This window comes from Gemmatimonadota bacterium, assembly GCA_041390105.1.
Classification (GTDB): Bacteria; Gemmatimonadota; Gemmatimonadetes; order Longimicrobiales; family Gaopeijiaceae; genus JAGQIF01.
In genome coordinates this window covers 732512-756903 of sequence record JAWKQO010000001.1, presented here as the reverse complement: position 1 = coordinate 756903, position 24392 = coordinate 732512, and the positions used below count along the sequence as shown (strand labels likewise).

General features: G+C 67.5%; 24 protein-coding genes. 14 read left to right on the top strand and 10 right to left on the bottom strand.

The annotated features are described in order from the left end of the window. Positions 1-10: 10 nt before the first annotated feature. Positions 11-343 (bottom strand): type B 50S ribosomal protein L31, encoded by a 333-nt coding sequence (locus R3E10_03445; GenBank protein MEZ4414783.1) that lies wholly within the window; start codon positions 341-343, stop codon positions 11-13. Between the two features lie 169 nt (positions 344-512). Next, positions 513-3593 (bottom strand): hypothetical protein, encoded by a 3081-nt coding sequence (locus R3E10_03440; GenBank protein MEZ4414782.1) that lies wholly within the window; start codon positions 3591-3593, stop codon positions 513-515. A 139-nt stretch (positions 3594-3732) separates the two neighbouring features. Here R3E10_03440 and R3E10_03435 point away from each other — a divergent pair, with 139 nt between their 5' ends. Then, positions 3733-4455, top strand: a complete 723-nt coding sequence (locus R3E10_03435) for an SIMPL domain-containing protein (protein ID MEZ4414781.1) — start codon at positions 3733-3735, stop codon at positions 4453-4455. Between the two features lie 47 nt (positions 4456-4502). Here the strand turns inward: R3E10_03435 and R3E10_03430 are convergent, their stop codons facing one another. The 4 genes from R3E10_03430 to R3E10_03415 form a co-directional block, all read right to left on the bottom strand. Further along, on the bottom strand, positions 4503-4937 hold the full coding sequence (locus tag R3E10_03430) for a DUF126 domain-containing protein (protein ID MEZ4414780.1): 435 nt from the start codon (positions 4935-4937) through the stop codon (positions 4503-4505). Next, positions 4928-6199: an aconitase X catalytic domain-containing protein gene (locus R3E10_03425; protein MEZ4414779.1), complete on the bottom strand. Its 1272-nt coding sequence runs from the start codon at positions 6197-6199 to the stop codon at positions 4928-4930. The genes R3E10_03430 and R3E10_03425 overlap by 10 nt, the downstream gene beginning before the upstream one ends. Continuing rightward, on the bottom strand, positions 6189-6422 hold the full coding sequence (locus tag R3E10_03420) for a hypothetical protein (protein MEZ4414778.1): 234 nt from the start codon (positions 6420-6422) through the stop codon (positions 6189-6191). The genes R3E10_03425 and R3E10_03420 overlap by 11 nt, the downstream gene beginning before the upstream one ends. Positions 6423-6486: 64 nt before the next feature. Beyond that, positions 6487-7575 carry an aromatic ring-hydroxylating dioxygenase subunit alpha gene (locus R3E10_03415; protein ID MEZ4414777.1) on the bottom strand — a complete coding sequence of 363 codons (1089 nt, stop codon included), beginning with the start codon at positions 7573-7575 and terminating at the stop codon, positions 6487-6489. Between the two features lie 122 nt (positions 7576-7697). Between R3E10_03415 and R3E10_03410 the strand changes: the two genes are divergently transcribed. The 4 genes from R3E10_03410 to R3E10_03395 are packed head-to-tail and all read left to right on the top strand — an operon-like array spanning position 7698 to position 11185. Further along, on the top strand, positions 7698-8927 hold the full coding sequence (locus R3E10_03410) for a membrane dipeptidase (protein MEZ4414776.1): 1230 nt from the start codon (positions 7698-7700) through the stop codon (positions 8925-8927). Next, positions 8918-9601 carry a hypothetical protein gene (locus R3E10_03405; GenBank protein ID MEZ4414775.1) on the top strand — a complete coding sequence of 228 codons (684 nt, stop codon included), beginning with the start codon at positions 8918-8920 and terminating at the stop codon, positions 9599-9601. Before R3E10_03410 ends, R3E10_03405 begins: the two co-directional genes overlap by 10 nt. Positions 9602-9611: 10 nt before the next feature. Then, positions 9612-9758 (top strand): hypothetical protein, encoded by a 147-nt coding sequence (locus R3E10_03400; protein MEZ4414774.1) that lies wholly within the window; start codon positions 9612-9614, stop codon positions 9756-9758. Then, complete coding sequence (locus R3E10_03395; GenBank protein MEZ4414773.1) at positions 9755-11185, top strand: sodium/solute symporter; 1431 nt, start codon at positions 9755-9757, stop codon at positions 11183-11185. Before R3E10_03400 ends, R3E10_03395 begins: the two co-directional genes overlap by 4 nt. 62 nt (positions 11186-11247) lie before the next feature. Here the strand turns inward: R3E10_03395 and R3E10_03390 are convergent, their stop codons facing one another. The 3 genes from R3E10_03390 to R3E10_03380 are packed head-to-tail and all read right to left on the bottom strand — an operon-like array spanning position 11248 to position 12896. Further along, positions 11248-11445 carry a hypothetical protein gene (locus tag R3E10_03390; protein MEZ4414772.1) on the bottom strand — a complete coding sequence of 66 codons (198 nt, stop codon included), beginning with the start codon at positions 11443-11445 and terminating at the stop codon, positions 11248-11250. Between the two features lie 40 nt (positions 11446-11485). Next, complete coding sequence (locus R3E10_03385; GenBank protein ID MEZ4414771.1) at positions 11486-12454, bottom strand: helix-turn-helix domain-containing protein; 969 nt, start codon at positions 12452-12454, stop codon at positions 11486-11488. Positions 12455-12488: 34 nt separating this feature from the next. Then, on the bottom strand, positions 12489-12896 hold the full coding sequence (locus R3E10_03380; protein MEZ4414770.1) for a hypothetical protein: 408 nt from the start codon (positions 12894-12896) through the stop codon (positions 12489-12491). Positions 12897-13214: 318 nt separating this feature from the next. On the opposite strand from R3E10_03380, the gene R3E10_03375 reads away from it, so the two are divergent. Continuing rightward, the gene (locus R3E10_03375; GenBank protein ID MEZ4414769.1) at positions 13215-13643 is read left to right on the top strand and encodes a carboxypeptidase-like regulatory domain-containing protein; all 429 of its coding nucleotides are present in this window, start codon (positions 13215-13217) and stop codon (positions 13641-13643) included. 102 nt (positions 13644-13745) lie between these two features. On the opposite strand, the gene R3E10_03370 is transcribed toward R3E10_03375, so the two are convergent. Next, on the bottom strand, positions 13746-15086 hold the full coding sequence (locus R3E10_03370) for a DNA polymerase Y family protein (GenBank protein ID MEZ4414768.1): 1341 nt from the start codon (positions 15084-15086) through the stop codon (positions 13746-13748). A 699-nt stretch (positions 15087-15785) separates the two neighbouring features. Between R3E10_03370 and R3E10_03365 the strand changes: the two genes are divergently transcribed. The 8 genes from R3E10_03365 to dnaB are packed head-to-tail and all read left to right on the top strand — an operon-like array spanning position 15786 to position 24392. Then, positions 15786-17276, top strand: a complete 1491-nt coding sequence (locus tag R3E10_03365; GenBank protein MEZ4414767.1) for a leucyl aminopeptidase — start codon at positions 15786-15788, stop codon at positions 17274-17276. Beyond that, complete coding sequence (locus tag R3E10_03360; protein MEZ4414766.1) at positions 17252-19099, top strand: TonB-dependent receptor; 1848 nt, start codon at positions 17252-17254, stop codon at positions 19097-19099. The genes R3E10_03365 and R3E10_03360 overlap by 25 nt, the downstream gene beginning before the upstream one ends. A gap of 45 nt (positions 19100-19144) precedes the next feature. Next, positions 19145-20035: a YicC/YloC family endoribonuclease gene (locus R3E10_03355; protein MEZ4414765.1), complete on the top strand. Its 891-nt coding sequence runs from the start codon at positions 19145-19147 to the stop codon at positions 20033-20035. After that, positions 20032-20715, top strand: a complete 684-nt coding sequence (gene gmk, locus R3E10_03350; protein MEZ4414764.1) for a guanylate kinase — start codon at positions 20032-20034, stop codon at positions 20713-20715. Before R3E10_03355 ends, gmk begins: the two co-directional genes overlap by 4 nt. 42 nt (positions 20716-20757) lie before the next feature. Next, positions 20758-20973: a DNA-directed RNA polymerase subunit omega gene (gene rpoZ, locus R3E10_03345; GenBank protein MEZ4414763.1), complete on the top strand. Its 216-nt coding sequence runs from the start codon at positions 20758-20760 to the stop codon at positions 20971-20973. 4 nt (positions 20974-20977) lie between these two features. Beyond that, positions 20978-22219 (top strand): bifunctional phosphopantothenoylcysteine decarboxylase/phosphopantothenate--cysteine ligase CoaBC, encoded by a 1242-nt coding sequence (gene coaBC, locus R3E10_03340; protein ID MEZ4414762.1) that lies wholly within the window; start codon positions 20978-20980, stop codon positions 22217-22219. After that, positions 22216-22959 carry a uracil-DNA glycosylase gene (locus tag R3E10_03335; protein MEZ4414761.1) on the top strand — a complete coding sequence of 248 codons (744 nt, stop codon included), beginning with the start codon at positions 22216-22218 and terminating at the stop codon, positions 22957-22959. Before coaBC ends, R3E10_03335 begins: the two co-directional genes overlap by 4 nt. Further along, a complete protein-coding gene (dnaB, locus tag R3E10_03330; protein MEZ4414760.1) occupies positions 22956-24392 on the top strand; it encodes a replicative DNA helicase in 1437 nt (478 codons plus the stop codon). The genes R3E10_03335 and dnaB overlap by 4 nt, the downstream gene beginning before the upstream one ends.

Sequence of the window (24392 nt, the reverse complement as noted above, 5' to 3'; positions counted from 1 at the left end):
GCCAGGGTGCCTACTTGCCGGTGGCCTTCTTCGCCTTCGGAGTGGCCTTGCTGGTAGCCTTCTTCGCGGGCGTCTTGGCCGGAGCGTCCTCGGACTTGCCGAGGCTGCTGTAGCGCTGGGCAAACCTCTCCACGCGGCCGGCGGTGTCGAGCATCCGCTGGGTCCCCGTGTAGAAGGGATGCGAGGCTGCCGAGATCTCGAGGGTGTAGAGGGGATACTCGTTCCCGTCTTCCCACTTGATGGTCTTGTCGGTGTGGATGGTCGAGCGGGTCAGGAAGGCCTGCCCGTTGGAGGCATCGCGGAAGACGACCGGGCGGTACTCGGGGTGGATTCCAGGCTTCATCGCGTGATCCGGCTGGGGCGCGGCCCAGGCCGCGCGCGGTACAATCGAGCCTTCAAGGCTATCCAAAGGGCCCGGGTCGGTCAATATGGCGGAGGGATGGACGGGGGCTGGCACGCCCCAGGGACGACGGGCCCCGTGGCCCATCGCCCCCTGGGGCGTTGCCCTCCCGTCAGTTCTGCTCGGTCACCGTGCGGAGCACGCGCTCCAGGTCGCGCATATAGGTCTGGAGGAGCGTGTACAGCTCGTCATAGCGCATCTCCGCCTCCTCCCCCGGTGCTTGATCCGCGCTGAGGAGGTTGCCGTACAGGTACTCGAGCTGGTCCACCAGCATCGGGCGACTGTAGCGGATGGGGGAGGTCTCCATCAGGGCGTGGATCTCCTCGATGGTTCGGCGGGCACGGCCGCTCACCCCTCCCTCCAACGCCTGGTTCATGCGGGCCACGGCCATACGAGCCTCGGTCAGGGCATCCCGGGCCTCGAGGGCCATGTCCACCTGCTCGTAGAGGTCCGCGATCGTCACGCCGTTCTCGATGACGCGCGGATCGGGGAGCACCTCGAACCGTTGCGTCTCGCTCCAGCTCCCCACCGTGAGGCGGGCCTGATAGGACCCTGGCTTCACCATGGGGCCCGATGCACCGAAGCGGCGCGGATTCGGGTCCCACGGTCCCGGCAGCCGCAGGTCCCACACGAAGCGATGGGCTCCGGCCGTCTTGGGGACCCGAGCGGTGCCCAGCGTCAACGTCTGGAACTCCCGCATGGTAGGCACCGAGACCGTGGTCTGGCCCGCCCCCTCGCTGGAATAGCTGCGGATCACCGAGCCCTGACCGTCGAGGATCTCGATCTTCACCTCGCCCGCCACGTCGGAGCCGAGCGCATAGTCGATCATCGCACCCGCGGGTGGATTCTCGGGCTCGTGTGGCAGTCGGCCACCGAACCCACCGCCCAGACGCAAACGATAGGCGTCGGACACCGAGAAGAGGTGGGCGGTGGCACTGGCCAGCGTCGGCTGCACTTCCCGCAGCGGCTGCAGGTTGTCCAGGATCCAGAACGAGCGCCCCATGGTCGAGATGGCGAGGTCGGTCTTGCGCACGATGTTCAGATCGGTGATGGGGGTCACGGGCAGGTTCAGCTGGAACGACTGCCAGTGCGCGCCATCGTCGAAGGAGATGAACATCCCGAACTCGGTGCCGGCGAACAGCAGCCCCTCACGGACCGGATCCTCGCGGATCACCCGCACGGGGTAGTCCGCCGGGATCCCGTTGCTCCCCGTGGTGATCCGCGTCCAGCTCTGGCCGTAGTCCTCCGTCTTCCATCCATACGGTGCAAAGTCCCCGTCCACCTGCTGGCGCAAGACCGTGACGTAGGCCTTGGCAGGGTTGTGCGGTGACACTTCGATGTTCTGCACCCGTCCGAAGGGCGCCATCGGCGGCGTCACGTTCGTCCAATTGCGGCCGTTGTCCCGCGTGACGTGCACCGGCCCGTCGTTGGCTCCGGCCCAGATGACACCGGGCTCGGAGGGGGACTCCTGGATATCGTAGAGTACGCTGTAGTGCTCCTCGCCCGTGATATCCCGGGTGATGGGTTCACCGGAGGCAACCTGGTACTCCGGCGGGAAGGCGGTGAGGTCCGGAGAGATGGTCTCCCAGGTGCGCCCGCCGTCGCGGGTGCGGTGCACGAACTGGGACCCGTGGTAGACGGTGTTGGGGTCGTGCGGTGATACGTGCACAGGAACCACGCGCTGAAAGCGATACTTGAGGTCCTTGGGGTTGGTGCCGTAGAGGTTTTCGAAGCCGACGTAGAACTGTTGCTCCTGCCCAGTGCGTCGGTTGTAGAGCCCGAAGCGCCCCTTGCAGTTCGCGTAGACAATGTCGGGATCGCCGGGCTTCGGCACCGCCGGGCCCGTCTCGCAGCCGCCGTGGATCTCCCAATGTCCTTCTGCGCCCGTCGGAGAATCGAACGGCGCGAAGGCGGGCACCGAGATGGTGGTATTGTCCTGCTGGCCCGCATAGAGCCGGTAGGGGAACCCCGTATCCACGTCAACCTGATAGAGCTCGGCGGTGGGCTGGTTGTTCTGGGTCGACCACGTCTTGCCCCCGTCGAGGCTCACGTTCGCCCCGCCATCGTTGGACTGGATCATGATGTCCGGGTCGTCCGGGTTGATCCAGAGATCGTGGTTGTCTCCGTGTGGCGTGCGCTGCGCGTTCCAGGTCCTTCCGCCGTCGGTGGACTGGTAGTATCCCTCGGCCATGCCCCAGAGAATGTCCGCGTTCTGGGGATGTGCGTTCAGATTGGTGTAGTAGAACGGTCGGTTGCGGATGGGCTGGAAGTCGCTCACCTGCGTCCAGGTCTCTCCGCGGTCGTTGGAGCGGTAGACCCCTCCCTCGTCGTCCGGCGCTTCGAACAGCACATACACGCGGTCGGGGTCCGCGGGCGACACGGCCAGGTCCGCCTTGCCGCGGAGATCCCCCGGGAGACCCTGGGTCTTCAAGGTCCAGGTGTCGCCCCCGTCGGTGGATTTGTACAGGCCACCCTCCCGTGAGCCGGAGATGATCGTCCACGGCTTCCGGTCCACCGTCCAGGTGGTTGCGTATACCGTGTTCGGATCGTCAGGGGCGAACTCCAGGTCCACGGCCCCGGTGGAGTCGGACACGAACAGCACCTTGTCCCAGGACCGGCCGCCATCGCGCGTGCGGAAGACCCCGCGCTCCGGGTTGTCCTTGTGCGGGTTCCCGATGGCCGCCACGTACGCGATGTCGGGGTTGGCGGGATGGATCAGCACCGCACCGGTGTTGGCGGTGTTCTCGAGCCCCAGGTGTGTCCAGGTCTTCCCGCCGTCGGTCGATTTGTAGACGCCCTTGCCGATGATGATGTTGGAGCGGATCCCGTCCGAGCCGGTCGAGACGTAGACGATGTCCGGGTTGGATTCGGCGACCGCGATGGCCCCGATGGAACCCGTGGCGAAGTAGCCGTCCGAGACGTTGTTCCACGTGGTTCCCGCGTCCGTGGTCTTCCACACCCCGCCGCCGGTCGCGCCCATGTAGAAGGTGTGCGGCTGCCCCCGGTGCCCGGCGACCGCGGTCACGCGTCCGCCGCGCGAGGGACCGACCAGACGGTAACGGAGGCCCGTGAGGAGGGAGCTCGGAATGGGCTCGGCAGAGGCCATCGTGCCCTGAGCCGTGAGCGGTGCTCCTCCGACCGCGAGCGAGGCGGCGGCGAGGAGACCGATTGCCATCGAGGATGCGCGCTTCATCGGTGCCCTTCGTGGTTGGGGTTCGTTGGGGTCAGAATGCTTCCGGGTCCCTGAGCGGGCAAGGCGCTCCGCCGGCCGAACCGCGGCCCTCAGTCCGGGTATCGAGGAGAGTGCTGGGGTTCTCACGGAGGATTGGACGATGACGGGTCGGCGGGGGAGCGCGGTTCCTGCGGCGGTGGTGCTGGCGCTGGGGATGATGGCGGCCGCGGCAGTCTTCGGAGCGTTCTTCGTGCGCGCTCGCCGGGGCGACCAAACGGTCCAGGTGGTAGGGGCAGCCACACAGGCCTTCGAGTCGGACGTGGTCAAGTGGAGCCTGTCGGTGACACGCTCGGTCTCGCTGACCGGTCTGCAGGCTGGATACGGGGACGTGCAGGGAGATGTGCAGCACCTGCTGGACCGGTTGGAAGCGGCCGGTGTGGAGCGAGGCCAGATCACCGTGCAGCCGGTCACCGTCAATCAGACCTGGGGCAACGGCGGCGAGGTCACGGGCTACCAGCTCTGGCAGCCGCTCTTCCTCGTGTCGAGCGCCGTCGATGCGGTCGAGGAGCTGGCGCGAAGTCCGGGTGACCTGCTGCGACAGGGCGTTGTATTGCAGTCGTCGCAATTGGAGTACTACTACAGCGGGATCACCGAGTTGAAGCACTCGCTGCTGGCGGCGGCCACGCAGGATGCCCTGGCGCGGGCCGAGGAGATCGTCGGGAGCGCGAATGGGACGGTCGGGAGCATGTCTTCGGCCCGGGCCGGTGTGTTCCAGATCCGCGAGCCGTACTCGACCGAGGTAGAGGGATACGGAATGCACTCGACCGCGACGCGCTCCAAGGAGATCACCGTGACGGTGCACGCCACCTTCCGGGTGCGCTGAGAGCGCACGCCGCCTGTGTGGGCCGCGGGCTCCGGGTGCGACCGGCCTCAGCCTGCGTCGAGCAGGACCTGCCCGGAGGAGCCGACCGCTTCGACGCGGAGGACGTCTCCCGTTCGGGGCTCCAGCGGTCCCCAGTCGATCTCCAGGACGGGACAGGGCGCGTAGCCGAGCTCCTCCGCTACGACCGCACCGAGCGGGAGCACGGCGTCCAGGGTTCGGAGAAGCAATGCCGCTGGACCGAGGCCCTGTCGTAGAAGCTCCAACAGGATCGAGCTCGATGAGCTCGATCCAACGGTCTCGGCAATCAGCAACACCGTGCCGGTGAGGGTCGCTCCATGTTGGGGGTGACGGGGATCGACGATGCGTCCATCGCCGGGGCTCACTCCGCCCCAGAAACTGATCGGTGCATCCAGCACCAGGGCTTCTCCCCGGGCTCGTCCGGGGATCAACACCCGACCGGTGACCATTCGCGTCAACGCCACAAGGTCGCGTCCCGCTGCACGTGGCCGGCGCTGGCAGAACGCACGCATTCGGCCAGGCTTCCGAAGACGACGTCGTATCCCGTGGTCCCGGGCGTGTAGTGCGCGAACTTGCCCGAGTTCGTCATGAGCGTGCCACCGGCCGCGTCGAGGATGGGTGCCACCACGACACAGGTGTCGGTGATGACGCGGACTCCCGCCGCCTCGAAGCGCGAGAGGCGTCCGGCGCGAGCGAGCGCATCCAACACGCCACGGCCTGTGCACACGTAGAACGGCAGTCGGAAGGGTTCGCTGGGCAACAGCCCTTCCAGCGCGTCGAACTCGGACAGGGAGAAGTGCGGGCTTCCCAGGGCGATGGCGTCGAGCTCCGGTCCCTTCGTGGTCTCCAGCCTGCCGAGCTCGTCCCGTAGGTCGCGGCCCGTGGGCCGCAGGATCTCCATCGGCGGAACGCCGCCGAGGGCGGTGTCGAGATCGGGGGCTTCCGGGGTGCTTCCTACCACGTGGAAGAGCGCCACCGCTCCGGTGGAAGCAGCGGCAGCACCCAGCGCCTTGAGTCGATCCTCCCCAACCGGGCCGTCGAGGCCGTTGATGACGGGAACGCGACCGTGGGTCCTGCGCCCCAGCCAGGACCCGAGGACCGGGTAGAGGACGTCTGCGTCCTGGAGTGCCGGAGAGAGCGTACTGACGTCGATGACCAACGTAGCTCGGCGGCCTTCGTCCGTGTGCAGCCCGGCATAGGGGGCACGACCGGTGATGGCGCAGGCCAGATCGAGGAAGTCTCCATACCGATTGGTGCGAGCTCCCAGGACGGAATTCGCGAAGGCGACCGCATTCGACTCGCCCCAAGCGATCTGGCTGCCGGTCTGGGGGCGATGTCCGGCCTGGTAGGGCGCGCAGGTCCAGGTGGGTTGGCATCCCATATGGAGGTGAGCCTCCATGAGACGGCGGGCCATGTGGGTCGCGTGTCCCTGGTTTCGCACCCGGTCCGGGTGCAGGAGGTCGAGGGCACCGACGTTCAAGGTGGTGGGCACCGCGACGCGGGCCCCTTCCTGAAGGAGGCGCTCCGCGTATTCGACGCCGCCATCTCCGTGATAAAGGCAGCCGTCGACGTGGGCGGATTCGATCGGCACCAACCGGTCGGCGCGCAGGAAACGGGCGGCGGCCACCACGACCCGCAGGGCCCGCGCGGGTCCGGGACCGGCTTCGCCGCGCAGGACGGACTCCTCCTCGGGCGTCAGCGTCAGCGGGTGCGGGTCAGTGGGCAAACCACCTCCGGGCGATCCGATCGTGGAAGAGCGTCAGGGAGCGTCCGTTCTCGAGCACGACCTCGTAATAGAGGCGCGAGATGGGCGCACGCCACCACTCGTCGTCGATCCGCCAGGACTCCCTGATGTGGGCGACCACCTCCGCGCGGCCCTGGGGGCGGCGGATGCGCAGGGGCCCACCGGCCTGGTCGGTCTCGACGCGGAGCTCGGAAGGGGCACCCAATGGGCGGAGACGCTGGGAAGTCGGAGGTCGTCGCATAACCGAACAAAAACCGAATATAGAGCGTTCAGGAGGGGTCTGCCAGGGCCTGCTCGAGCAGCGTGTGGAAGTGGTGGACCCCGACCTCCCGCCGCGGAGAGAACCGCCCCCGGTCGTACAATCGTGAGCGCACCCCGCGCTGGACGGACTCTACGACTTCCTCGTCCTCCATCTCCACTCGATGGAGATCGCCTCCCACACCCCTCCGTCGGGCGGCGTCCCAGACGTAGGGGCGGAAGCGGACGCGCGTCCGCGCCGGCCCCAGGGGCTCCACGACGTTCAAGGACAGTCCCCAGGGATAGACGTTGAGCATCGTCGCGGGGAACAGCCAGAAGTAGAACGCGGCTACCCGCTCTCCGGAATGTGGATGGTCCTCGGGGAGTGTGAAGAGCTCCTCGTCCTCCCGTCCGATGCCGAGCTGCAGATTGCCCCACTCGAAGCACTCGGTCCGGTAGGCGCTGTAATCCAAGCCCTGGAGACTGGTAGCGTGGACGTAGGGGACGTGGAACTCCTCCAGATAGTTGTCCACGTAAAGCGCCCAGTGCGCTGCCACCGTGTAGTCCTGGGCGGTGGCTGCATCGAAGACCGCGCGTTCGAACGGTAGGAAGCCGGCCAGCTGCTGGACCGGCCGGATCCAATCCGCGAAGGAGATGGAGGGATCGATCCCGCTGAAGAGCAGGGGACCGAACGTCTCCAACGGCAACTCGGGCAGGTCGTCACAGGCGGAAGGGAAGCCCTCCACCTGCTCGAACTCGGGCATGGAGTGAAACCCGCCTTCCAGCGTGAAGCGGCGCCCGTGATAGCGGCAGCGCAGGGTGTGCTGGTGTCCTTCGCCCTCCACGACCAAGGCTCCCCGGTGCGTGCACACGTTGGAGAGGCAGCGCGTGGTCCCGTCCTGTCCACAGGAGAGGAAGAGAGGCTCGTCCAGACAGCCTTCCAACAGCGTGAATGGGAGCACGTGACCCGGTGCTTTCACACGGCCCCGGTCGCACACCCACTGCCAGGAGTGCGCGAACACTCGGTCGCACTGTCTGCGGTAGTGCTCGGGGGCATGGTAGGTCTCCGACGAGACCGTCCACGAGCGTCGGATATCGGGAAGGACGCGGCGTTCGCTCACTCCGCGTTGATAGCCCGGAGCGCTCTGCCGTGCAAGGCCCGAGGCTCTCGCTCGCCAGAGTCGCCGCCCGTAGGTTAGCGCGACACCGAGGTCGTCGACCCCCCTCCTGCATCGAGGCACCCATGGCCGTGAAGGCTGGCTATCGTGGCGATCGCTCCTTCGAGTACCTGGAGCCGGGCGCGGACTACCGGGCGTTCGAGTTGGCGCCCGAGTTGGGGCGGGTCCCGCCCTTCGTCGTGCCGCTCAGCGCGGAGCAGGAGGCACAAGCCCAGCGCCTGGCGGCGAGCACGCCCATGATCTCGCTGCACGAGCACCTCGGCACGTTCCCGGCCGACATCCAGCAGACCCCCGACATGGTGCGCACCGGCCGGATGCCCACGGCATACGAGGGGCTCGCCCACGGGCTGTGGGATGCGGTGTTCGACAACCTCATGGACGGGATCTGCACGATCCACTCCCACTCCGGCTGGAAGTGGACCGAGGTCGTGCACGACCTGGGGATGCGGTTGTGCGACCTCGCCCACCAGGGCTTCGTTTTCCACGCCACGCGTGTCGACGACATCCACCGCGCCAAGCGGGAGGGGCGGGTCGCCTGGATCGCGTCGATGGAAGGCGCCGCCATGATCGAGAACGAGCTCGATCGCATCGAGCTCCTGTTCGGCTTGGGCGTGCGAGCGCTGGGCATCGCCTACAGCGAGGGCAACCAGTTGGGCGCGGGCCTCAAGGAGCCGCGCGATGGGGGTCTCACCGTGTTCGGGCGGCGTGCCGTGGAACGGATGAACAAGGTGGGCATGCTGATCGATTGCTCACACTGTGGGGATCTGACCACGTTGGATACGATCGAGTGCTCGGAGCACCCCATCGTGCTCTCGCACATCGGGGCGCGTGCGCTGTGGGACTCGAACCGGCTGGCCCCGGACGAAGTCCTGGAGGCGTGCGCAGCGAAAGGAGGCGTCATCGGCATCGAGTGCGCACCGCATACGACCGTGAGTCCGGCGCACCCGAAACACTCCCTCGAGTCCTTCATGGATCACTTCGAGTACATCCGCGCGCTCGTCGGGATCGATCATGTGGCGTTCGGGCCCGATACCCTCTACGGGGACCACGTCGGACTGCACGATGTGTACGCCGCCAACCTTTCCATCAAAGAATCGCGCTCGGGTCGCGAGCGTGAAGCGAAGCCGGCCGTGCCCGGGTTCGAGCGGGTGCCCTGGGTCGAGGGGCTCGAGAATCCCACCGAGGGGTCCCACAACATCCTCCGCTGGCTGGTGCGGTCGGGGTACGGTGACGCCGACATCGCCAAGGTGATGGGGGGGAACGTGCTCCGCGTGCTCGGTCAGGTGTGGCCCTGAGCCTGACGCTCCTGGTCACGGGTCTGACGGGTGCCGGACTCGGGGCTGCGAGCGCTCAGGCACCCGATTCCAGCGTGCTGCAGGAGGTCCGGCTCGAGGTCGATCTCCGTGGGGCGCAGGCGGAGGCGGTCCTGACCGCGACGCTGTCCCAGGTCCGTGGACCGGTGAGGCTTCGCATGCTCGCCTTCGACGATGGGGTACCGGAGTGGATCGAGCTGCGGCTCCCCGCGGGGCCTCCGACTCGCGTGCCCGTGGAACGCAATGGTCCACGGGCCGAGGCGCTGCTCCCGCTCGAGTCCTCCGACACTGTGCGCTTCGAGTTGCGCTACGGGCTGCCTTTGCGGCGGGACTCCCGTGGTGACGTGCAGGTCGCTCTTCCCGTTCCGACGGTGGGCACCGCGGCGGCTTCGGCGCGCGCCGACTTCTTCGGCGGCGACCTGGTGCTGCCGGCCGGCTTCCGGGTGGCCGAGAGCTTTCCCTCCGTCTTCGGCGACGCGGACGAGAACGGCGTCGTCCGGGGCACCCTGTCGACGGTGCCGTCGCTGGTGCGGGTGCGGCTCCGACCGTCTGATCGGGGGCGCGTCGACGGGCTCGTCGTCTTCGAGGCCGCCGTGGTGGTGCTTATCGGCCTCCTGGGGTGGGCGGGATGGCGCCACTTGAGCGCGCGCGTGTAGGGTCGCCCGTATGGACCGCTTCGTCTTCTGGGGACTCTTCGTGGCGTTCGCCGGGATCATCGTCGGGTACGTGGTCTGGATGCGCCGGACCGAGCGGACCCAAGAACGCGCGGGCGAGAGCGGGGCAGACAACACGGCAGCGGGAGAAGGCCCATGACCCTCCGCGCCGTCGTCTTCGCGCTCTACTTCATCCTCGTGTTCGCGATCGGCCTGTACAGTCTGAAGCGGACACGGGACGAGGCCGACTACTGGATCGCGGGCGGGCGTCTGGGTTGGCTGGTCGGGGGCGCCACCATCGCGGCCACCCACGTCAGTGCGGGCACGTTCATCGGCACGATCGGGGTGATCTACACCGTGGGCTGGTCATTCACCTGGTTGGTCCTGACCATCCCGTTGGCGTATTGGTTCCTCGCAGCCGTGCTGGCTCCGCGCTTCACTCGGGTTCGGCAGTTGACGCTACCTGCGTTCATCGAACGGCGCTACTACTCGAAACGCGTGCGCGGGTTGGCTGCAGCGATCATCCTGATCGCCACGGTCGTCTACATCCAGGCGCAGATCGTCGCGGGTGGACTCATCGCCCACACCATCTTCGGAATCGACACTTCGGTGGGAATGGTGGGCTTCACGGCCATTCTTCTCGTGTATACGGTCGTGGGCGGAATGATCGCCGTCGTCTACACGGATTTCCTGCAGTTGCTCATCATGGGGGTCGGAGCCCTCTGCGCCGTTCCACTGGCGCTCCGTCAGGTGGGAGGCGCTACGGCGCTGTTCGAACTGGTGGAAGCCGCCAATCCACTGGTCTTCACCTGGGAGGGGCTACCCCCCGCGCTGCTGTTCACCATGGGCTTGTCGTTCCTCCTCGGCTCGGTTGCGACGCCGGAACGGCTGGTGCGCCTCCTCGCGATGCGGGACATGGCGCAGGTGCGTCGCGGCATCCTGTTCGCGATCCTGATGAGCACGGGCATCAACCTTCTGGTGTTCGTGCTCGCGCTGGCGAGCATCGTGCTCTTTCCGCTGCTCCCTACCGGCGACCTGGCCATGCCCATGGTGGCGAGCGCGGTGCTGCCTCCGGTGATGGGAACCATCCTGCTGGCCGCGATCCTGTCCGCCATGATGTCGACGGTGGATTCGCTGCTGATCGTGGCCGGGTCGGCCCTGTCCGTCGACCTCTACCAGAACCTCGTCGCGCCCGACACCAGCGAGCTCCGTCGTCGCTGGGTGGATCGGCTGGGGATCGTGGTGGTGGGGACGACGCCTGTGATCCTCGTCCTGTCCGGTGTAGGCGAAGGGGAATTGGTGCAGTTCATCGTGCTGCTGTTCACGGCGCTGATGGCCGCGTGCTTCTTCATGCCGGTCGTCGGCGGCGTGCTGTGGAAGCGCGCCACCCGCGAAGGCGCGACCGCGGCCATGATCGGCGGCCTGGTGACGACGCTTCTCTGGAAGCGGTTCGGATCGGCGGGCCTGGATCCGGTGCTACCCGGCTTCCTGGTGTCCGCCCTGGCGCTGGTGGTGGTGAGTCTTGTGACCCCACCGCCGCCTGACGACGCTGTCGAGCCCTACTTCCGGACGCGGCAGAACTCCTAGCGGCATCGCCCCGGGCGCGGTCACGCGCGCACCGAAGGGGACCCGGTCTCCGGCGCTACGACTCAGTGGTCGTCGGGCGCCACCACGTCGTGCGCGTAGAGTCGAACCTCGCGGGCGAGCTCAGGATCGCCCGAACGCTCCCAGTACTCGGCGAGATCGGCGAGGACCATGCGCAGCGATCTGCGGTCGTTGGTGCGGAGGGCGTGTTGCCCTTCCGCTGCCAGATGTGCGAAGCAACTGGTGAAGGGGGATGCGAGCATGGGGGTCGGGGTCAGGGGGTGAGGGTGGTGGAAGTGGATCCTAGCTGCGATCGGCCCCGTACTGGCGGATCTTCCGCAGAAGGGTCGGACGTGAGATTCCCAGCAAGCGAGCTGCAGCGGTGCGGTTCCCACGCGTGAGCCGGAGCGTCTGCCGAACGGCATCCGCTTCGATCTCGGCGAGGGAACGTCCCTCCAGGCGCAGGCGCTCCGGATCGGACGAAACGGCGCGCAGCGCCGGCGTGCGCGCCTGGATGGCCAGGTGTTCCAGCTCGATGGTGTTCGGCGCCCGTAGTGCCGCTTTGCGAATGACGCTGCGTAGCTCGCGGACGTTTCCCGGCCAGCGGTGCGACGCCAGTGCGAAGCGGGCTTGCGCGGACACGTCTCGTGCGCCGACGCCGGCGTGGGCGAGGAAGTGGTCCGTCAGCGCCTCAAGGTCCTCTCCGCGGAGTCGCAGCGGGGGAAGTGTGAGCGCGCGATCCTCGAACACCGCTCCCAGCACCGCCCCACCGGCGCTGCCATAGGAGTCGGCACCGTACGGCACTCTCCAGGTCCCGATCAGGCGCGGGCGGCGTGACTCGGGCATCGATGTGAAGGTGCGCCGCAGGCGGCGCATCGTCCGCGCTGCCAGGACGTCCATCCGTCGGAGCACCAGCGTGCCGCCGGCAGACACGTCCAGGAGACCCATGGTATGGGGGTCTCCGAACAGCTCTCGCTCGATCAGGTCCGGTTCCAGCTCCGAGCAGTCCATTCCAAGCAGGGGACCGGCCCGTAGTGGCTCCAAGCGGTGGAGCACATGTGCGGTCAGTCGCTTGCCGGTCCCGGGCTCACCGAGGAGCAGGAGCGGTCGGGGATCGCGGGAGGCCTGCTCGATCTGAGCGAGCACATCCCGAAAGACGGGATTGGAGCCGACCAGGTCGGACAGCAGCGCGGGCGCGTGGGTCGGCGTCCGGCCCGAAGAGCCGAGCGGGGCAGGGTGCTCGAACTCCCCGGACCGGACGGACCCGATCATCGTGGTCACGATGAGGTCTGAAACGCTCCTGAGGTCAGGATCCGCAGCCCGACGCGGTGGCGTCCGCCGCTCCGTTCAGGCCCGTGGAACCGGTCGTCCCGGTGGTCGAGGTCAGGCTCTGCGTCGTCGAGCTGCTGGTCGTCCCGGTCTTGAGCAGGGTTCCCCAGCCACCCTTCTTCCCCTTCGGGCTCTCGAAGTCCTCCTGGGCACCGGTGAGCGGGATCGCCGGGCAGGGTTCGGGCATGGGGGCGACGACCGGGTCGATCTCGGTCAGGTCGGGTCCCAGCGGACCGGAATCGGCGCAGGCGGCCAGGGCGCCCGTCAGGGCGATGAGCGCCAGGGGGCGGCTCCGTCGGGTCGAGTGCATCAGAAGCTCCATCGAGTTGGGGGCGCCGGTCACACCCTCGTGTCCGGCTCGGGAGGAGAGCAGGGCAAATGACATTCCCCGATCGAGCCGCGGTGGACGCGCGTCTGTAACAGACTGTGAATGTGTCGGTTACATATTGTGATATCAGAATCGAGATGATCTGTAGGCCGTCAAGAAAAGTGACGTCTGTTGTGGAGGCGCATCGCCACATGGAGACGTCCACACCACAGACTGACACGTTCCTTTACGGGTGGGTGAGGGGGGCAGGTGTCGACCAGTCAGGTCGAAGGAGTCGGGGAAGACAGTCGGGTCAGGTCCGTGGCTCGCGCGCCGGGCGTGGCGGTGCTATTCGTAGGGCGGGGTCGCTTCACATCCCTACGGAGTCGTCACCAGATGTGGTCTTATCATTTCGGGCCTCTCCGCGCCCGCCGTCTCTTTGCGCCCGTTCGTGCCGGGACGCTTGCCCTCTTTGTCAGCGCGATCGTGCTTTCGTTCGGGGCCTCGGCCTGTCGGGACGGGGAGGCCGGGTTCCTGCTCTCGTTCGGGGAGGGTGGCTCGGTGGAGGGAGAGGTCCTCGATGCCCAGGGGGCCGGTATCGCGGGTGTACGGGTCACGTTGAGTGACGGAGCCGGCGACGTGCGCTCCACGGCCACCGATACCTCGGGCACCTACCGTTTTGGAACCGTCGAGACCGGTAGTTGGACATTGACGGTCGAGACACCCTCGGGATTCGTTCCAGCCAGCGGCGAAAGCCTGCAGCGGCAATTCGAGGTGGGGCCGGACGCGGTGGTGCGCCAGAACTTCCGACTCACCCGTCTCTAGCAGCGCGAAGAAGAGGGATCCCCGCGCAGGAAGGGCCCCGCGACCGGAGTTCGCGGGGCCCTTTCGCGCCGATCCCGGTCGTGCGCTCGGGTCCCCCCGCACTCACGGGTCGAACTCCAGAAGCGCGTGACGTCGTTCGGGAAGGCGTGACCAGGGATCGACCTCCACGACGCGGAAGAGCGGTGAAAACCCGATCTTCAGCTTGAGTTCGCGCACGGCCTCGCGAAGTCCCTGGGGGACTTCTCCTGCGGCCAGGCCATGTCCTTCCGCTGCACGGCCCGTGGTTTCCCTGCGTGCGAACAGCTCGGCTTGGGAAGCAGGCGCTCCGAACTCGAAGAACTCGACGATCAAGGTCTCCACCGCACGGGGAGGGGACGAGAGCGCCATCTTGTTCTTGAGTACGAACCCCAGGCGTGCTCGCTCGGACGTGGGTTCCTTGAGCACCGCTTCCACCCCCCAGGAGCCGCCTCCTTCGAGCCGGGCGGCCAGGCGGAGCCCCTGTACGCTCCGTCCTCGCCGTTCGGGACGTCCCAGCGCCCGTTCCAGCAACCGATCCAGTGCGCCGTGCAGCGTATCGGATTGGCCGATGGGGGTCGAGAAATCGATCGCGGTCCGGATCGGACGAGGTCGGTGCCAGGGCCGGACCGGATCGATGCGGCGGCCGGTCCCCCAGGCATGGGCGTTGGCACCGTCTTCTCCGAATTGTGCGACCAGCGCGGATTCGGGGAGCGCACACAACTCACCCAGCGTGCCGATGGCCAGGCGGTCGAGACGCTCCAGGGTGAGGGGTTCCAGGGGGAGCGCGCTCACCGGGCAGCGGGCCAGGAATCCGACCAGCTCCTCCTCGCGCACGATGCGAGGCCGTCCTGGGTCGGCGGAGACGGCGGCGACCCAGGCGCCGAAACGGCCCGGTGCCCAGCCGACGCGGAGTGCGGCGACCAGGGGACGAGGAAGGACCTGGAGCAGGGCCCGCAGGGCGCGAGTCGCCTGGTACTCCGGAGCGCCGTACAGCCTCCCCAGACCGTCCATGCCCAGGTAGATCCTCCCTCGGCCTGCCGGCTCCAGAACCGGGCTCACGGCCGAGAGAGCCTCCATCATCTCTTCCATGGCCGCGTCGTAGTGGGCAGGGTCGGGCTCGAGCAGAGTCAGGGAGGGGGAGAGGCCCACCGCTTTGGAGACGAGCATTCCAGGGCGGACACCGGCTTCCGCGGCGCGCTCGGAAACCTGCCAGATCTCACGACGCGCTCCCTCACGGGGAGACAGCAGGGCGACCGAGGTCGAATCCAGCTCGGGGGTACGGGCGAGCTCCAGTCGGAGCTCGAAAGTGGGCATCCACAGACACAGGGCCAGGCGGCTTCCAGAGGCGCGGGTGCGTTCCGTGTGTGCGTAGCGACCCTGGCGGATCGACAGTTGGGACAGGTGCGCATGGAGGGCGTCCGACATGGGCTGACCGACCGACGGTGACCGAATAAAAACCGAAAGTCGAAGATAGGAGATTGCCCGAGCACGCGGCAAGATGCGAGGGGGGGAGAACGCAGTTCGTTGAACCGCTACCGCAGATTCCTGAATGTCCCTGACCCGGGACCGGAAACGAGAAGTCGGCTTCCAAGAGACGGGATCCGATCACAGGGCCCGGTTCAAAACCCTGCGCCGGCAATGCTTTCCCGGTCGTCAGTTCTCTTGGAAGCCGACTCGTAGTCTCGCGTTGTGGCGGTACAACATTCGATCTCTCGGTCGCCGCCGTCAAGCGTAACTGGCACGAAACGGGCCAGGGGGTGTCCGGAAGCGGTCAGTGCCGGTCGAATCCCGGGCTGTCACTGCTCCAGATTCGTGCCCATCGATGCTCGGATGCCCTGCCGGGTGCGTTCCCCAGTTGGCCCAGCACCCTCCGCTCTCGCGGTGCGGAGCACCTCCGTGGGCACAGTCACTCCCGTGCCTTGCCCTTCCTGCGCCCTTGCCTACGTTCGAGGTTTGCTCACCGCCCGGCAGAGCGCCACTCCGTCAGGGCGGGTCGTTGGGACCCGCCATCCCGAGGCCCTGAGTGCCCCCATCCGACGTCCTGGCCTGGAGTGGATGGGGAGGGCGGCCAGCCACCGAAGAAGTTCCGGAACCGCGATCATCGAGAGCATGTAGAGGGGGGTCATGGAAGTCTCTTTGAGCACCCGGTCCACGCCGGCCCGTACATCACCTTCATTCGTTGCCTTCGGGCTTTTCTCCGGCGAGTCCTCCTGCCCGTCTGTCCTTCCCGATGCAGTCCGGGAGGTCGTTGAAGACGCCCTCGCCGCCGGAGAGGTGCGCACCGATGGCGGTGAGAAGGTGCTGCTCCATGGCGGCAAGTCCGAAGCGCGCTTCCGGGTCCTGATCCTCGGCCTGGGTGCCAAGGCGGAGTTCGACGAGGAGCAGATGCGTCGCGCGGCTGGACGCGCCGTCCGTGCGGCCGAGGAAGCGCGTTGTCCGAACCTCACCCTGGTTCTGCCGTCCGTGGCCAAGCGTGCCGGCGAGATGGGCCGGTCCGCGGTCGAAGGCGTCGTGCTGGGAGCATGGTCCTTCACCGAGCTCAAGGCTCCCCCCGAGCCAGGCAAGGAGAAGGTGAGTGTGACCCACCTGGAGCTGCTGGCTCCCGGAGGGAACCGCTCGACGCTCAATCGGGAAATCAGGGACGGGCTGGCGGCGGCCGAGGGGACCAACCTCGCGCGGACCCTCCAATCCCGGCCCGGGAATCTGGTCACTCCCACTCGGCTTGCCGAGGAAGCGCGGCAGATGGCCGAGGAGATGGGGCTGGAGATCGAGATCTTCGACAAGAAGAAGCTCGAGAAGGCCGGCATGCATGCCATCCTCGCCGTCTCGCGGGGCTCGGTGGAGGAACCGCGCCTGATCGTGATGCGGCACCAGGGTGGCAGGGGCAGCGAACCGCCGTTGGTTCTGGTCGGGAAGGGACTCACGTTCGATGCCGGCGGCATCTCCCTCAAGCCCCCCAGCGGCATGGAGGACATGAAGTACGATATGTCCGGAGGTGCCGCGGTCATCGGCGCCATGCGCGCCATCGCGCAGGCCAAGGTGAGGGCCAACGTGATCGGGATCGTGCCCTCCAGCGAGAACCTCCCGTCCGGAAGCGCAACCAAGCCGGGCGACGTGATCCAGAGCTATGCGGGCAAGAGCATCGAGGTCATCAACACCGATGCCGAGGGTCGCCTTATCCTGGCGGACGCGTTGGCGTACGCGGTCGAGCAGAGTCCCGCGGCCATCGTCGATTGCGCCACCTTGACCGGGGCGGTGGTCATCGCGCTGGGGCATCAGGCCAGCGCCGTCCTGGGTACCGACGACCGCCTGGTTTCGGAGTTGGAGAAGGCCGGCGCGCGCACGGGTGAACGGGTCTGGCGTCTCCCGCTCTACGCCGAGTACCGAAAGCAGCTCGACAGCGAAGTCGCCGACCTGAAGAACGTGGGTGGCCGGCCCGCGGGCACCATCACCGCGGCGACGTTCCTCAAGGAGTTCGTGGGAGACCTCCCCTGGGCGCATCTCGACATCGCGGGCACGGCCTACGGCGACGGTTCACTCCCCTACCAGCGCAAGGGTGCGCTGGGCGTCCCGACCCGACTTCTCTTCGAATGGGTCCGGAGCAGGTCCGCCTGATCACCGCGAAGGGTGGAAGCGCGCTCCGGTCCGGCTTGTGCCGGGCCGGGGCGCTCGTCGTTCTCTTGGCGGCTCCGGGGATCGGGGCCCAGGAGAGGCCGGACACGGTAGACGTTTCGGCGGATACGCTGCGTGTGCGGGCGATCCCGGACTCTCTGCGTGTCGTGAACCTCCCGTCCATCGAAGACGCCACGGCACGGAGACCCGAGCGAGCGGGCGTGTGGCTCTGGAACCGCGGTGAGATTCTCTTTGCGCCGGGGCTCACGCTGGCGGATCTGCTACGGGATGTTCCCGGCCTGCGCGTCGTGCAGGGCGGGGACTACGGCGCCCCCGCCGTGCCCGTCGCGTTCTCCGCGACAGCAGGCCGGATCCGCGTCTTGCAGGACGGCATCGAGCTGGTGCCGCTCGGCGGAGACGTGGTCGACCTCTCCGAGATCGGCCTGGCTGGTCTCGAGTCCGTTCGGGTGGAGCGCTCGCCCGGCGGGATCGAGATCGCCCTGACCAGCCGTCGCTTCCAGGACCCGCGACCCTACACGCAGATCGAAGCCGGTACGGGCGACCTGGAGACCAACTTCTTCCGTGGCACCTTCGCGCTGCCGCGCGCGCCTGGCGGATCGCTCCTGCTCACGCTGGATCGCGTGGACACCCGGGGACGCTCCGGCGACGACAACGGTTCCGTCAACGGCGTGTTGGCGCGCTACACCCTGGCTCCCTCCGACCGTTTCGGGGGGGAAGTCACGCTCCTCAAGCGCAGCGTGACCCGAAGCTTCTATCCGCCGGCCGAGCGGGACCGGACGGATTGGCTGGCGCGACTGCGTGCCATGCCGTCCCAGGGTCTGACGCTCGGCGCCTTCGCGGGTTCGGCTCGTCTTTCCACGTCCGATTCTCTCGAGACTCCTCAAGTTCGTCAGCTCGGCCTGGAAGCGGGGTGGGCGGGGGAGCGCGTCCAGGTTGGAGTCTCCGGCAGGCGGTTGGATGGTGAAGGCCTCCCCACCTGGACTCTGGATGGAGAGGCCGCGGTCGAGTCGACCGCCCTCGGGGGCGCCAGCGTCCACCTGCGGCGTGAGTCCTGGGAGGGAGAGGGGGCATTGCGCTCCCGCGCTGCCGCCTGGACCGCGCCCCGCTTCGGGTTCTCCGCGTTCGCAGAGCTGGATCGAGGTCGGGTCGGCGTCCCGTATCGCGGATTCACCGTCGCGGGGGACAGCGCCTTCGCCGGGTTCCCCCGCACGCCGCGCTTTTTCGATGAGCGGGACACGCGCCGCCTGGGCGCCGCGTTCGAACGGGGGGGTGTGCTGTTGCGCGGCGCACGCGTGTCGGTCGACGTCGACTCGCTGGCGCGCTTCGGCCTGGCCTTCGACGAGGGCTCCAGCCGAGTGGCCGGTGGGAAGCGTATGGGCTGGGACGTCGAAGCCCACGTCCCTCTCCTCGTCTTCGACGGTCTGTCGGCGCGTGGGAGCGTCGTGCGCTGGGACGATGAGGAGGCGTGGCCCTACACGCCTCGCCTCCAGTACGATGCGCGGGTGCTGTTCCACGATACCTTCCTCCCGACAGGGAACTTCGAGCTGCTCGTCGAAGGAGGAGTGCGCGAGCGCGAGCCGATGAACGTGTTCGTGGCCGAGGAGGCGCCGGGTGATCCTGCGGTTCTCGCGACGGTTCCGTTCCAGCAGAGCTGGTTCGCCCGACTCCATATCCGCATCGTGTCGGTGCAGTTGTTCGTCATCTGGGAGAACCTCACGCTCCGCCGTGAGAATCAAGACTTTCCGGAGCGGCTCCTCCCCCTGACTCGTGCGGCCTATGGGGTGCGTTGGGGGCTGTGGAACTGAGTCTGAAGCGAACCGTTGGTGTCCTGAACGAGCGAGTCGGAAGACATGGTCCGTAGCATGACGGGGTTCGGGGAGAGCACGCGTGAGGGAGAGCGCGGCACCCTGCGCGTCGAGATCAAGAGCGTGAACCACCGGTTCTTCAACTCGAACATCCGACTTCCCAACGGAGCCGATCGTTGGGAGGCCAAAGTGGTCGAGTTGCTCAAGGAGTCGGTGCAGCGTGGCCACGTGAGCTACACGCTCGGCTTCGATCGTGCGGCCGGTCCGCGCGAGGTCCCGCTCCCCGAGCTGGATGTGGAGCGAGCCCGAGCCTATCAGTCGGCGCTTCGCCGTCTGCAGGACGAGTTGGGTCTGCCCGGTGAGGTGGACGTGTCTTTGTTGGCGCGCTTCAACGAGATCTTCCGCGCCGATCCGAGCGCTCGCGTCTTCGAGATCGAAGAGGAGCAGCTGGTGGGCATGACCCGCGATGCCCTGGCCGGACTCGTTGAGCAGAGGCGTGCCGAGGGACGTCGCTTGGAGGAGGACCTCCGGCGAGCACTGGCGGTGCTGCTCGAGCTGGCTGCGGTCGTGGAGCGTCGTGCGCCCGAGCGCCTGTTGGCCGAGCGCGAGCGTCTGCGCGCACAGGTGCGCGACCTGTCGGAAGCGGTGGAGGTCGACGAGGATCGCCTGGCCCGCGAGATCGCGTACCTGGCCGAGCGCTGGGACATCAACGAAGAGCTGGTTCGTCTCCGGTCCCATGTCCACCTCTTCACCGAGGCGCTGGACGGGCCCGAGCACGAAGGCGTCGGCAAACGACTCGGATTCATCGTTCAGGAGATGAACCGCGAAGTGAACACGATCGCCTCCAAGGCCAACGACTCCGCGATTCAGCGAGCCGCCGTCAGCATGAAGGAGGAGATCGAGCGGGTGCGCGAGCAGGTCGAGAACATCGAGTGAGCTCCGCGGCCCCGTGTCCGGCGTTGGCCCTGGTCGCACCCAGCGGGACGGGCAAGACCACGGTCGCCCATGCCCTGGTGCAACGTTCCGAGCGCTTCCGCTTCTCGGTTTCCGCCACCACCCGCAGACCCCGAGGTCGCGAGGTCGACGGCGTCGACTACCACTTCCTCGATGAGGCGACCTTCCGTGCCTGGATCGAGCAGGGCCGCTTCGCCGAGTGGGCTGCCGTCCACGGGCGTCTCTACGGCACGCCGCTGGCCAACTTCGAGGTGGCGCGTCAGGAAGGTGTGACGCTTCTGCTGGACATCGACGTCCAGGGTGCCCTGGAGATCCAGGAACGGGTGCCGGATGCCCTGGTGATCTTCCTGCTCCCCCCTACGGGCCGGGCGTTGTTGGAACGACTGCGCGGCCGCGGTACGGAAACCCGCCAGGAGCTGGCCGCGCGTCTGAGGACCGCCCTGGCGGAGCTGGACCTGGCCCCCCGCTTCCCGATCCAGCTCGTGAATCAGAACGTCGACGAGACGGCCCGGGTCCTGGAGGCCCTGGTGGATCGGCCCGCCCTGCGCTCCGGAGCGTTCGACGAAGGCGCTCGGGTCGCGGAGATCGCCGCCACGCTGAGGGAGGAGCTGGAGCGCCTGGAGGAGGGGTCCCGCGAAGCCGGGTCCCTAGATTATACTTGAGATCTGCCCGGATTCTGGCAGGTACCCTGGAAGGAGATCCAGATGCGTGTGTTCACGCCGGCTGAGCTCGCGAGCAATACCCAGAGCAAGTACCTGGGTGTGCTGGTGGCGGCCAAGTACGCCCGCGAGCTCAACGCGCTTCCTCATGAGGCCATGAGCCTCGGGGAGCAGAAGAAGCTCACCACCCGCGCCCTGGAGGCGCTGACCTCGGGCCAGATCGAGTTCCGGCTCGTGAAGCGGCGCCGCCGCGTCGAGTAGCTCCTTGCCCCGGCGTGTGCTCATCCCGCGCCGCCCCTGGCGGGGGCGCCGGGTGGTGCTGGGCGTCGCCGGAGGCATCGCGGCCTACAAGTCCGTCCAGCTCGCACGTGACCTCACCCGCCTGGGCTGCGAGGTCGACGTGATCCTCACCGAAGGGGCGCGTCGCTTCGTGCAGCCGCTGTCCTTCGAGGGCGTGACCGGCCGGCCGGTCCACACCGATCTCTTCGCCACCGACGGGGCCGCCCTCCACATCCGCCTGGGGCAAGAGGCGGAAGCCGTCGTGGTCGCCCCCGCCACTGCCGATCTCATCGCCCGGGTCGCGCAGGGTCGGGCCGACGACCTTCTGACCACCACGCTCCTCGCCACCCGCGCTCCCGTGGTGCTGTGTCCGGCCATGAACACCGCGATGTGGGAGCATCCCCAGACGCAGAGCAACATCCAGCACGTGAAAGAGGTGCTGGGGATCTGGGTGGCAGGGCCCGACGAAGGCCCGCTTGCCCACGGAGAGCACGGTGGCGCCGGGCGCCTTCTGGAACCGGACGACATCGTCGAGCACGTCGGGCGGGCGCTGACGCCGGCCAGCACCTTGACGGGTGCGCGTGTGCTCGTGACGGCGGGCCCCACCCGTGAGCCCCTCGATCCAGTCCGCTACCTGGGAAACCGGTCGTCCGGCAAGATGGGGTATGCCTTGGCGCAGGCCGCTTGGCGGCGCGGTGCCCAGGTCACGCTCATCTCGGGCCCCAGCGCGCTGTCCGATCCGGTCGGTGTCGAGGTGGAGCGGGTGGAACGTGCTGCGGATATGCTGGCGTGCGCGGCTCGGCATGCGCCGGACGCCGATCTTCTCGTGTTCGCCGCCGCGGTAGCCGACTACCGTCCCGCCGCCGTCCACCCTCGCAAGCTCAAGCGCGAGCTCGGCCCGCCGGTGGTCACGACGGAAGAGAACCCCGACGTCGCGGCTGAGGTGGGATCGCTGCGGAAGAAGGGGAGCATGGCGATCGGGTTCGCTCTCGAGACAAACGACCTGGAGACCAACGCGGAGCGCAAGCTCGCCCGCAAGGGGTTCGACTGGATCGTTGCCAATCCCGCGGGGGAGCCGGGTGCCGGAATCGAGGCCGATGCCAATCGCGCTGTCCTGATCGCGGCGGATGGAAGCCGCGAGTCACTGCCCCTGCAGAGCAAACAGGAGCTTGCCGACGTCATCCTCGACCGAGTGACCTCACGGCGCGGCCCAGAGCCAGCCGAGTGAACGACGCGCTAAGGCGGTACCTGGCCCAACAGGTCGAGCTGGGTGGCTCCGAGTTGTTCCTGGAGAGGCACGTCGCCGGAGATGCGCGGGCGCGCCTGGCCGAGTGGACCCCGGCGCTTCCCGTGCAGACCGAGGCCCCGGACTCGCGCGGTGGAGCGGATGCCGCCGCCGGACCCGCGCTGCCGACCGGCTACGAGGCGTTGCGCGAGGAGGCGCTGCACTGCACCCGGTGTCGACTGGCCGAATCGCGGACCCACGTCGTCTTCTCCGACGGCAATCCCCAGGGCCGGCTGGTCGTAGTGGGGGAGGCACCCGGAGCGAACGAGGACGCCACCGGCTTGCCCTTCGTCGGTGCCGCTGGTCAGCTCCTGGATCTCTTGTTGGCGGCGATCGACCTGTCTCGCCAGGACTCGGTCTACATCTGCAACGTGCTCAAGTGCAGGCCTCCCGGGAACCGAAATCCGCTCCCGGACGAGATCGAAGCCTGCTCGCCGTTCCTCCTCCGTCAGCTCGAGTTGGTCCGGCCCCAGGCACTGCTGGCGGTTGGGACCTTCGCAGCACAACTTCTCACCGGTACGTCCAATCCGATCGGTCGTCTCCGGGGTAGCGTCCACACCTATCACGGCACTCCATTGGTGGTGACCTACCATCCCGCGGCGCTGCTGAGGAATCAATCGTGGACTCGCGCGACGTGGGATGATCTGCAGTTGCTTCGCCAGGTGATGGACAGGTCCTCATGAGCGCTCTACCCGAACCGATGTCGGTGGCTACCGCGCCACGATACGACCGCAACCCTCCCTTCTCTCCCGAAGCGGAGGCGTCGGTGCTGGGCGGGATGCTCATCGATCCCGACTCCGTGACGAAGGTCGTGGAGCTCCTGAACGACGCGATGTTCCACCGGGAGGCGCACCGCCGGTTGTTCCGGGCCATGCTCCGCCTGTTCCAGGCCGGACAGGTGATCGATGTGATCACCGTGTCGGAGGAGCTCAAGAAGACCAACGAGCTCGAGATCGCGGGCGGGGTAGGGTATCTGGCCGACCTGCTGGATGCCGTACCCACGGCTGCCAACATCACCTACCATGCGCGCATCGTGCGCGACAAGGCCTTGCTGCGCCGCTTGATCGACCAGGCGTCCTCGATTCTGCAGGATGCCTATGATCAGGGTGATCGCAGCGTCGAAGAGATTCTCGACGAGGCCGAGGCGAAGGTGTTCCAGGTGGCCCAGAGCCACGAGCGCGAGGGGTTCGTCTGGATCAAGGAGATCCTCTGGCCGGCCTTCGAGCACATCGAGCACCTGCAACAATCGAAGTCGGGCATCACCGGTGTGCCGAGCGGATTCCCCGACCTCGACAAGATGACGTCGGGTCTCCAGCGCGGTGACCTCGTCATCGTGGCAGCGCGTCCCTCCATGGGGAAGACGTCCTGGGTGCTGAACGTGGCCCAGAACGCCGCGATCGACCACCAGATCAAGGTGGGCATCTTCTCCCTCGAGATGTCGAAGGAGCAGCTGGTGCAGCGCCTGCTCTGTGCCGAGGGGCGCATCGATCTGCAGAAGCTGCGCAAAGGCCAATTGGACGCCGACGAGTACCAACGCCTGGCGGCGTCCGCGGCCCATTTGAACACGGCACCCATCTGGATCGACGATCAGGCGGGCATCTCGCTCCTGGAGATGCGAGCCAAGGCCCGTCGCCTGAAAGCGGAGACCGACCTGGGACTCATCGTGGTCGACTACCTGCAGCTGATGTCCGGAGGAAGGCGCTCCGAGAACCGCCAGCAAGAGGTCAGCGAGATCTCACGCGGGCTGAAAGCCCTGGCCAAGGAGCTGGATGTGCCCGTCATCGCCCTGAGCCAGTTGAGCCGGGCCACGGAGCAGCGCACCGGCAACCGCCCCCAGCTCTCCGACCTCCGTGAGTCCGGGTCCATCGAGCAGGATGCCGATGTGGTCATGTTCCTGTACCGCGAGGAATACTATCTCATCCAGGCGGGCGAGATCGACCAGGCCCGCGAGGTGGAAGGGCAGGCGGACCTCATCGTGGCGAAACAGCGCAATGGACCGACGGGCCGGGTGGAGCTCTACTTCAACAAGGCCTACACGCGCTTCGACTCCGTGGATCGGCATGCCGCGACTCCGGCCGGGCCTCCGCCCGATTCGTTTGCGGACAGCCCGTTCTGA

What these genes read in the sequence shown, in the direction of transcription:
- R3E10_03445 (MEZ4414783.1), bottom strand. Translation starts at nt 343, where the DNA reads ATGAAGCCTGGAATCCACCCCGAGTACCGCCCGGTCGTCTTCCGCGAT.
- R3E10_03440 (MEZ4414782.1), bottom strand. Translation starts at nt 3,593, where the DNA reads ATGAAGCGCGCATCCTCGATGGCAATCGGTCTCCTCGCCGCCGCCTCG.
- R3E10_03435 (MEZ4414781.1), top strand. Translation starts at nt 3,733, where the DNA reads ATGACGGGTCGGCGGGGGAGCGCGGTTCCTGCGGCGGTGGTGCTGGCG.
- R3E10_03410 (MEZ4414776.1), top strand. Translation starts at nt 7,698, where the DNA reads ATGGCCGTGAAGGCTGGCTATCGTGGCGATCGCTCCTTCGAGTACCTG.
- R3E10_03400 (MEZ4414774.1), top strand. Translation starts at nt 9,612, where the DNA reads ATGGACCGCTTCGTCTTCTGGGGACTCTTCGTGGCGTTCGCCGGGATC.
- R3E10_03395 (MEZ4414773.1), top strand. Translation starts at nt 9,755, where the DNA reads ATGACCCTCCGCGCCGTCGTCTTCGCGCTCTACTTCATCCTCGTGTTC.
- R3E10_03390 (MEZ4414772.1), bottom strand. Translation starts at nt 11,445, where the DNA reads ATGCTCGCATCCCCCTTCACCAGTTGCTTCGCACATCTGGCAGCGGAA.
- R3E10_03385 (MEZ4414771.1), bottom strand. Translation starts at nt 12,454, where the DNA reads ATGATCGGGTCCGTCCGGTCCGGGGAGTTCGAGCACCCTGCCCCGCTC.
- R3E10_03380 (MEZ4414770.1), bottom strand. Translation starts at nt 12,896, where the DNA reads ATGTCATTTGCCCTGCTCTCCTCCCGAGCCGGACACGAGGGTGTGACC.
- R3E10_03375 (MEZ4414769.1), top strand. Translation starts at nt 13,215, where the DNA reads ATGTGGTCTTATCATTTCGGGCCTCTCCGCGCCCGCCGTCTCTTTGCG.
- R3E10_03370 (MEZ4414768.1), bottom strand. Translation starts at nt 15,086, where the DNA reads ATGTCGGACGCCCTCCATGCGCACCTGTCCCAACTGTCGATCCGCCAG.
- R3E10_03365 (MEZ4414767.1), top strand. Translation starts at nt 15,786, where the DNA reads ATGGAAGTCTCTTTGAGCACCCGGTCCACGCCGGCCCGTACATCACCT.
- R3E10_03360 (MEZ4414766.1), top strand. Translation starts at nt 17,252, where the DNA reads ATGGGTCCGGAGCAGGTCCGCCTGATCACCGCGAAGGGTGGAAGCGCG.
- R3E10_03355 (MEZ4414765.1), top strand. Translation starts at nt 19,145, where the DNA reads ATGGTCCGTAGCATGACGGGGTTCGGGGAGAGCACGCGTGAGGGAGAG.
- rpoZ (MEZ4414763.1), top strand. Translation starts at nt 20,758, where the DNA reads ATGCGTGTGTTCACGCCGGCTGAGCTCGCGAGCAATACCCAGAGCAAG.
- dnaB (MEZ4414760.1), top strand. Translation starts at nt 22,956, where the DNA reads ATGAGCGCTCTACCCGAACCGATGTCGGTGGCTACCGCGCCACGATAC.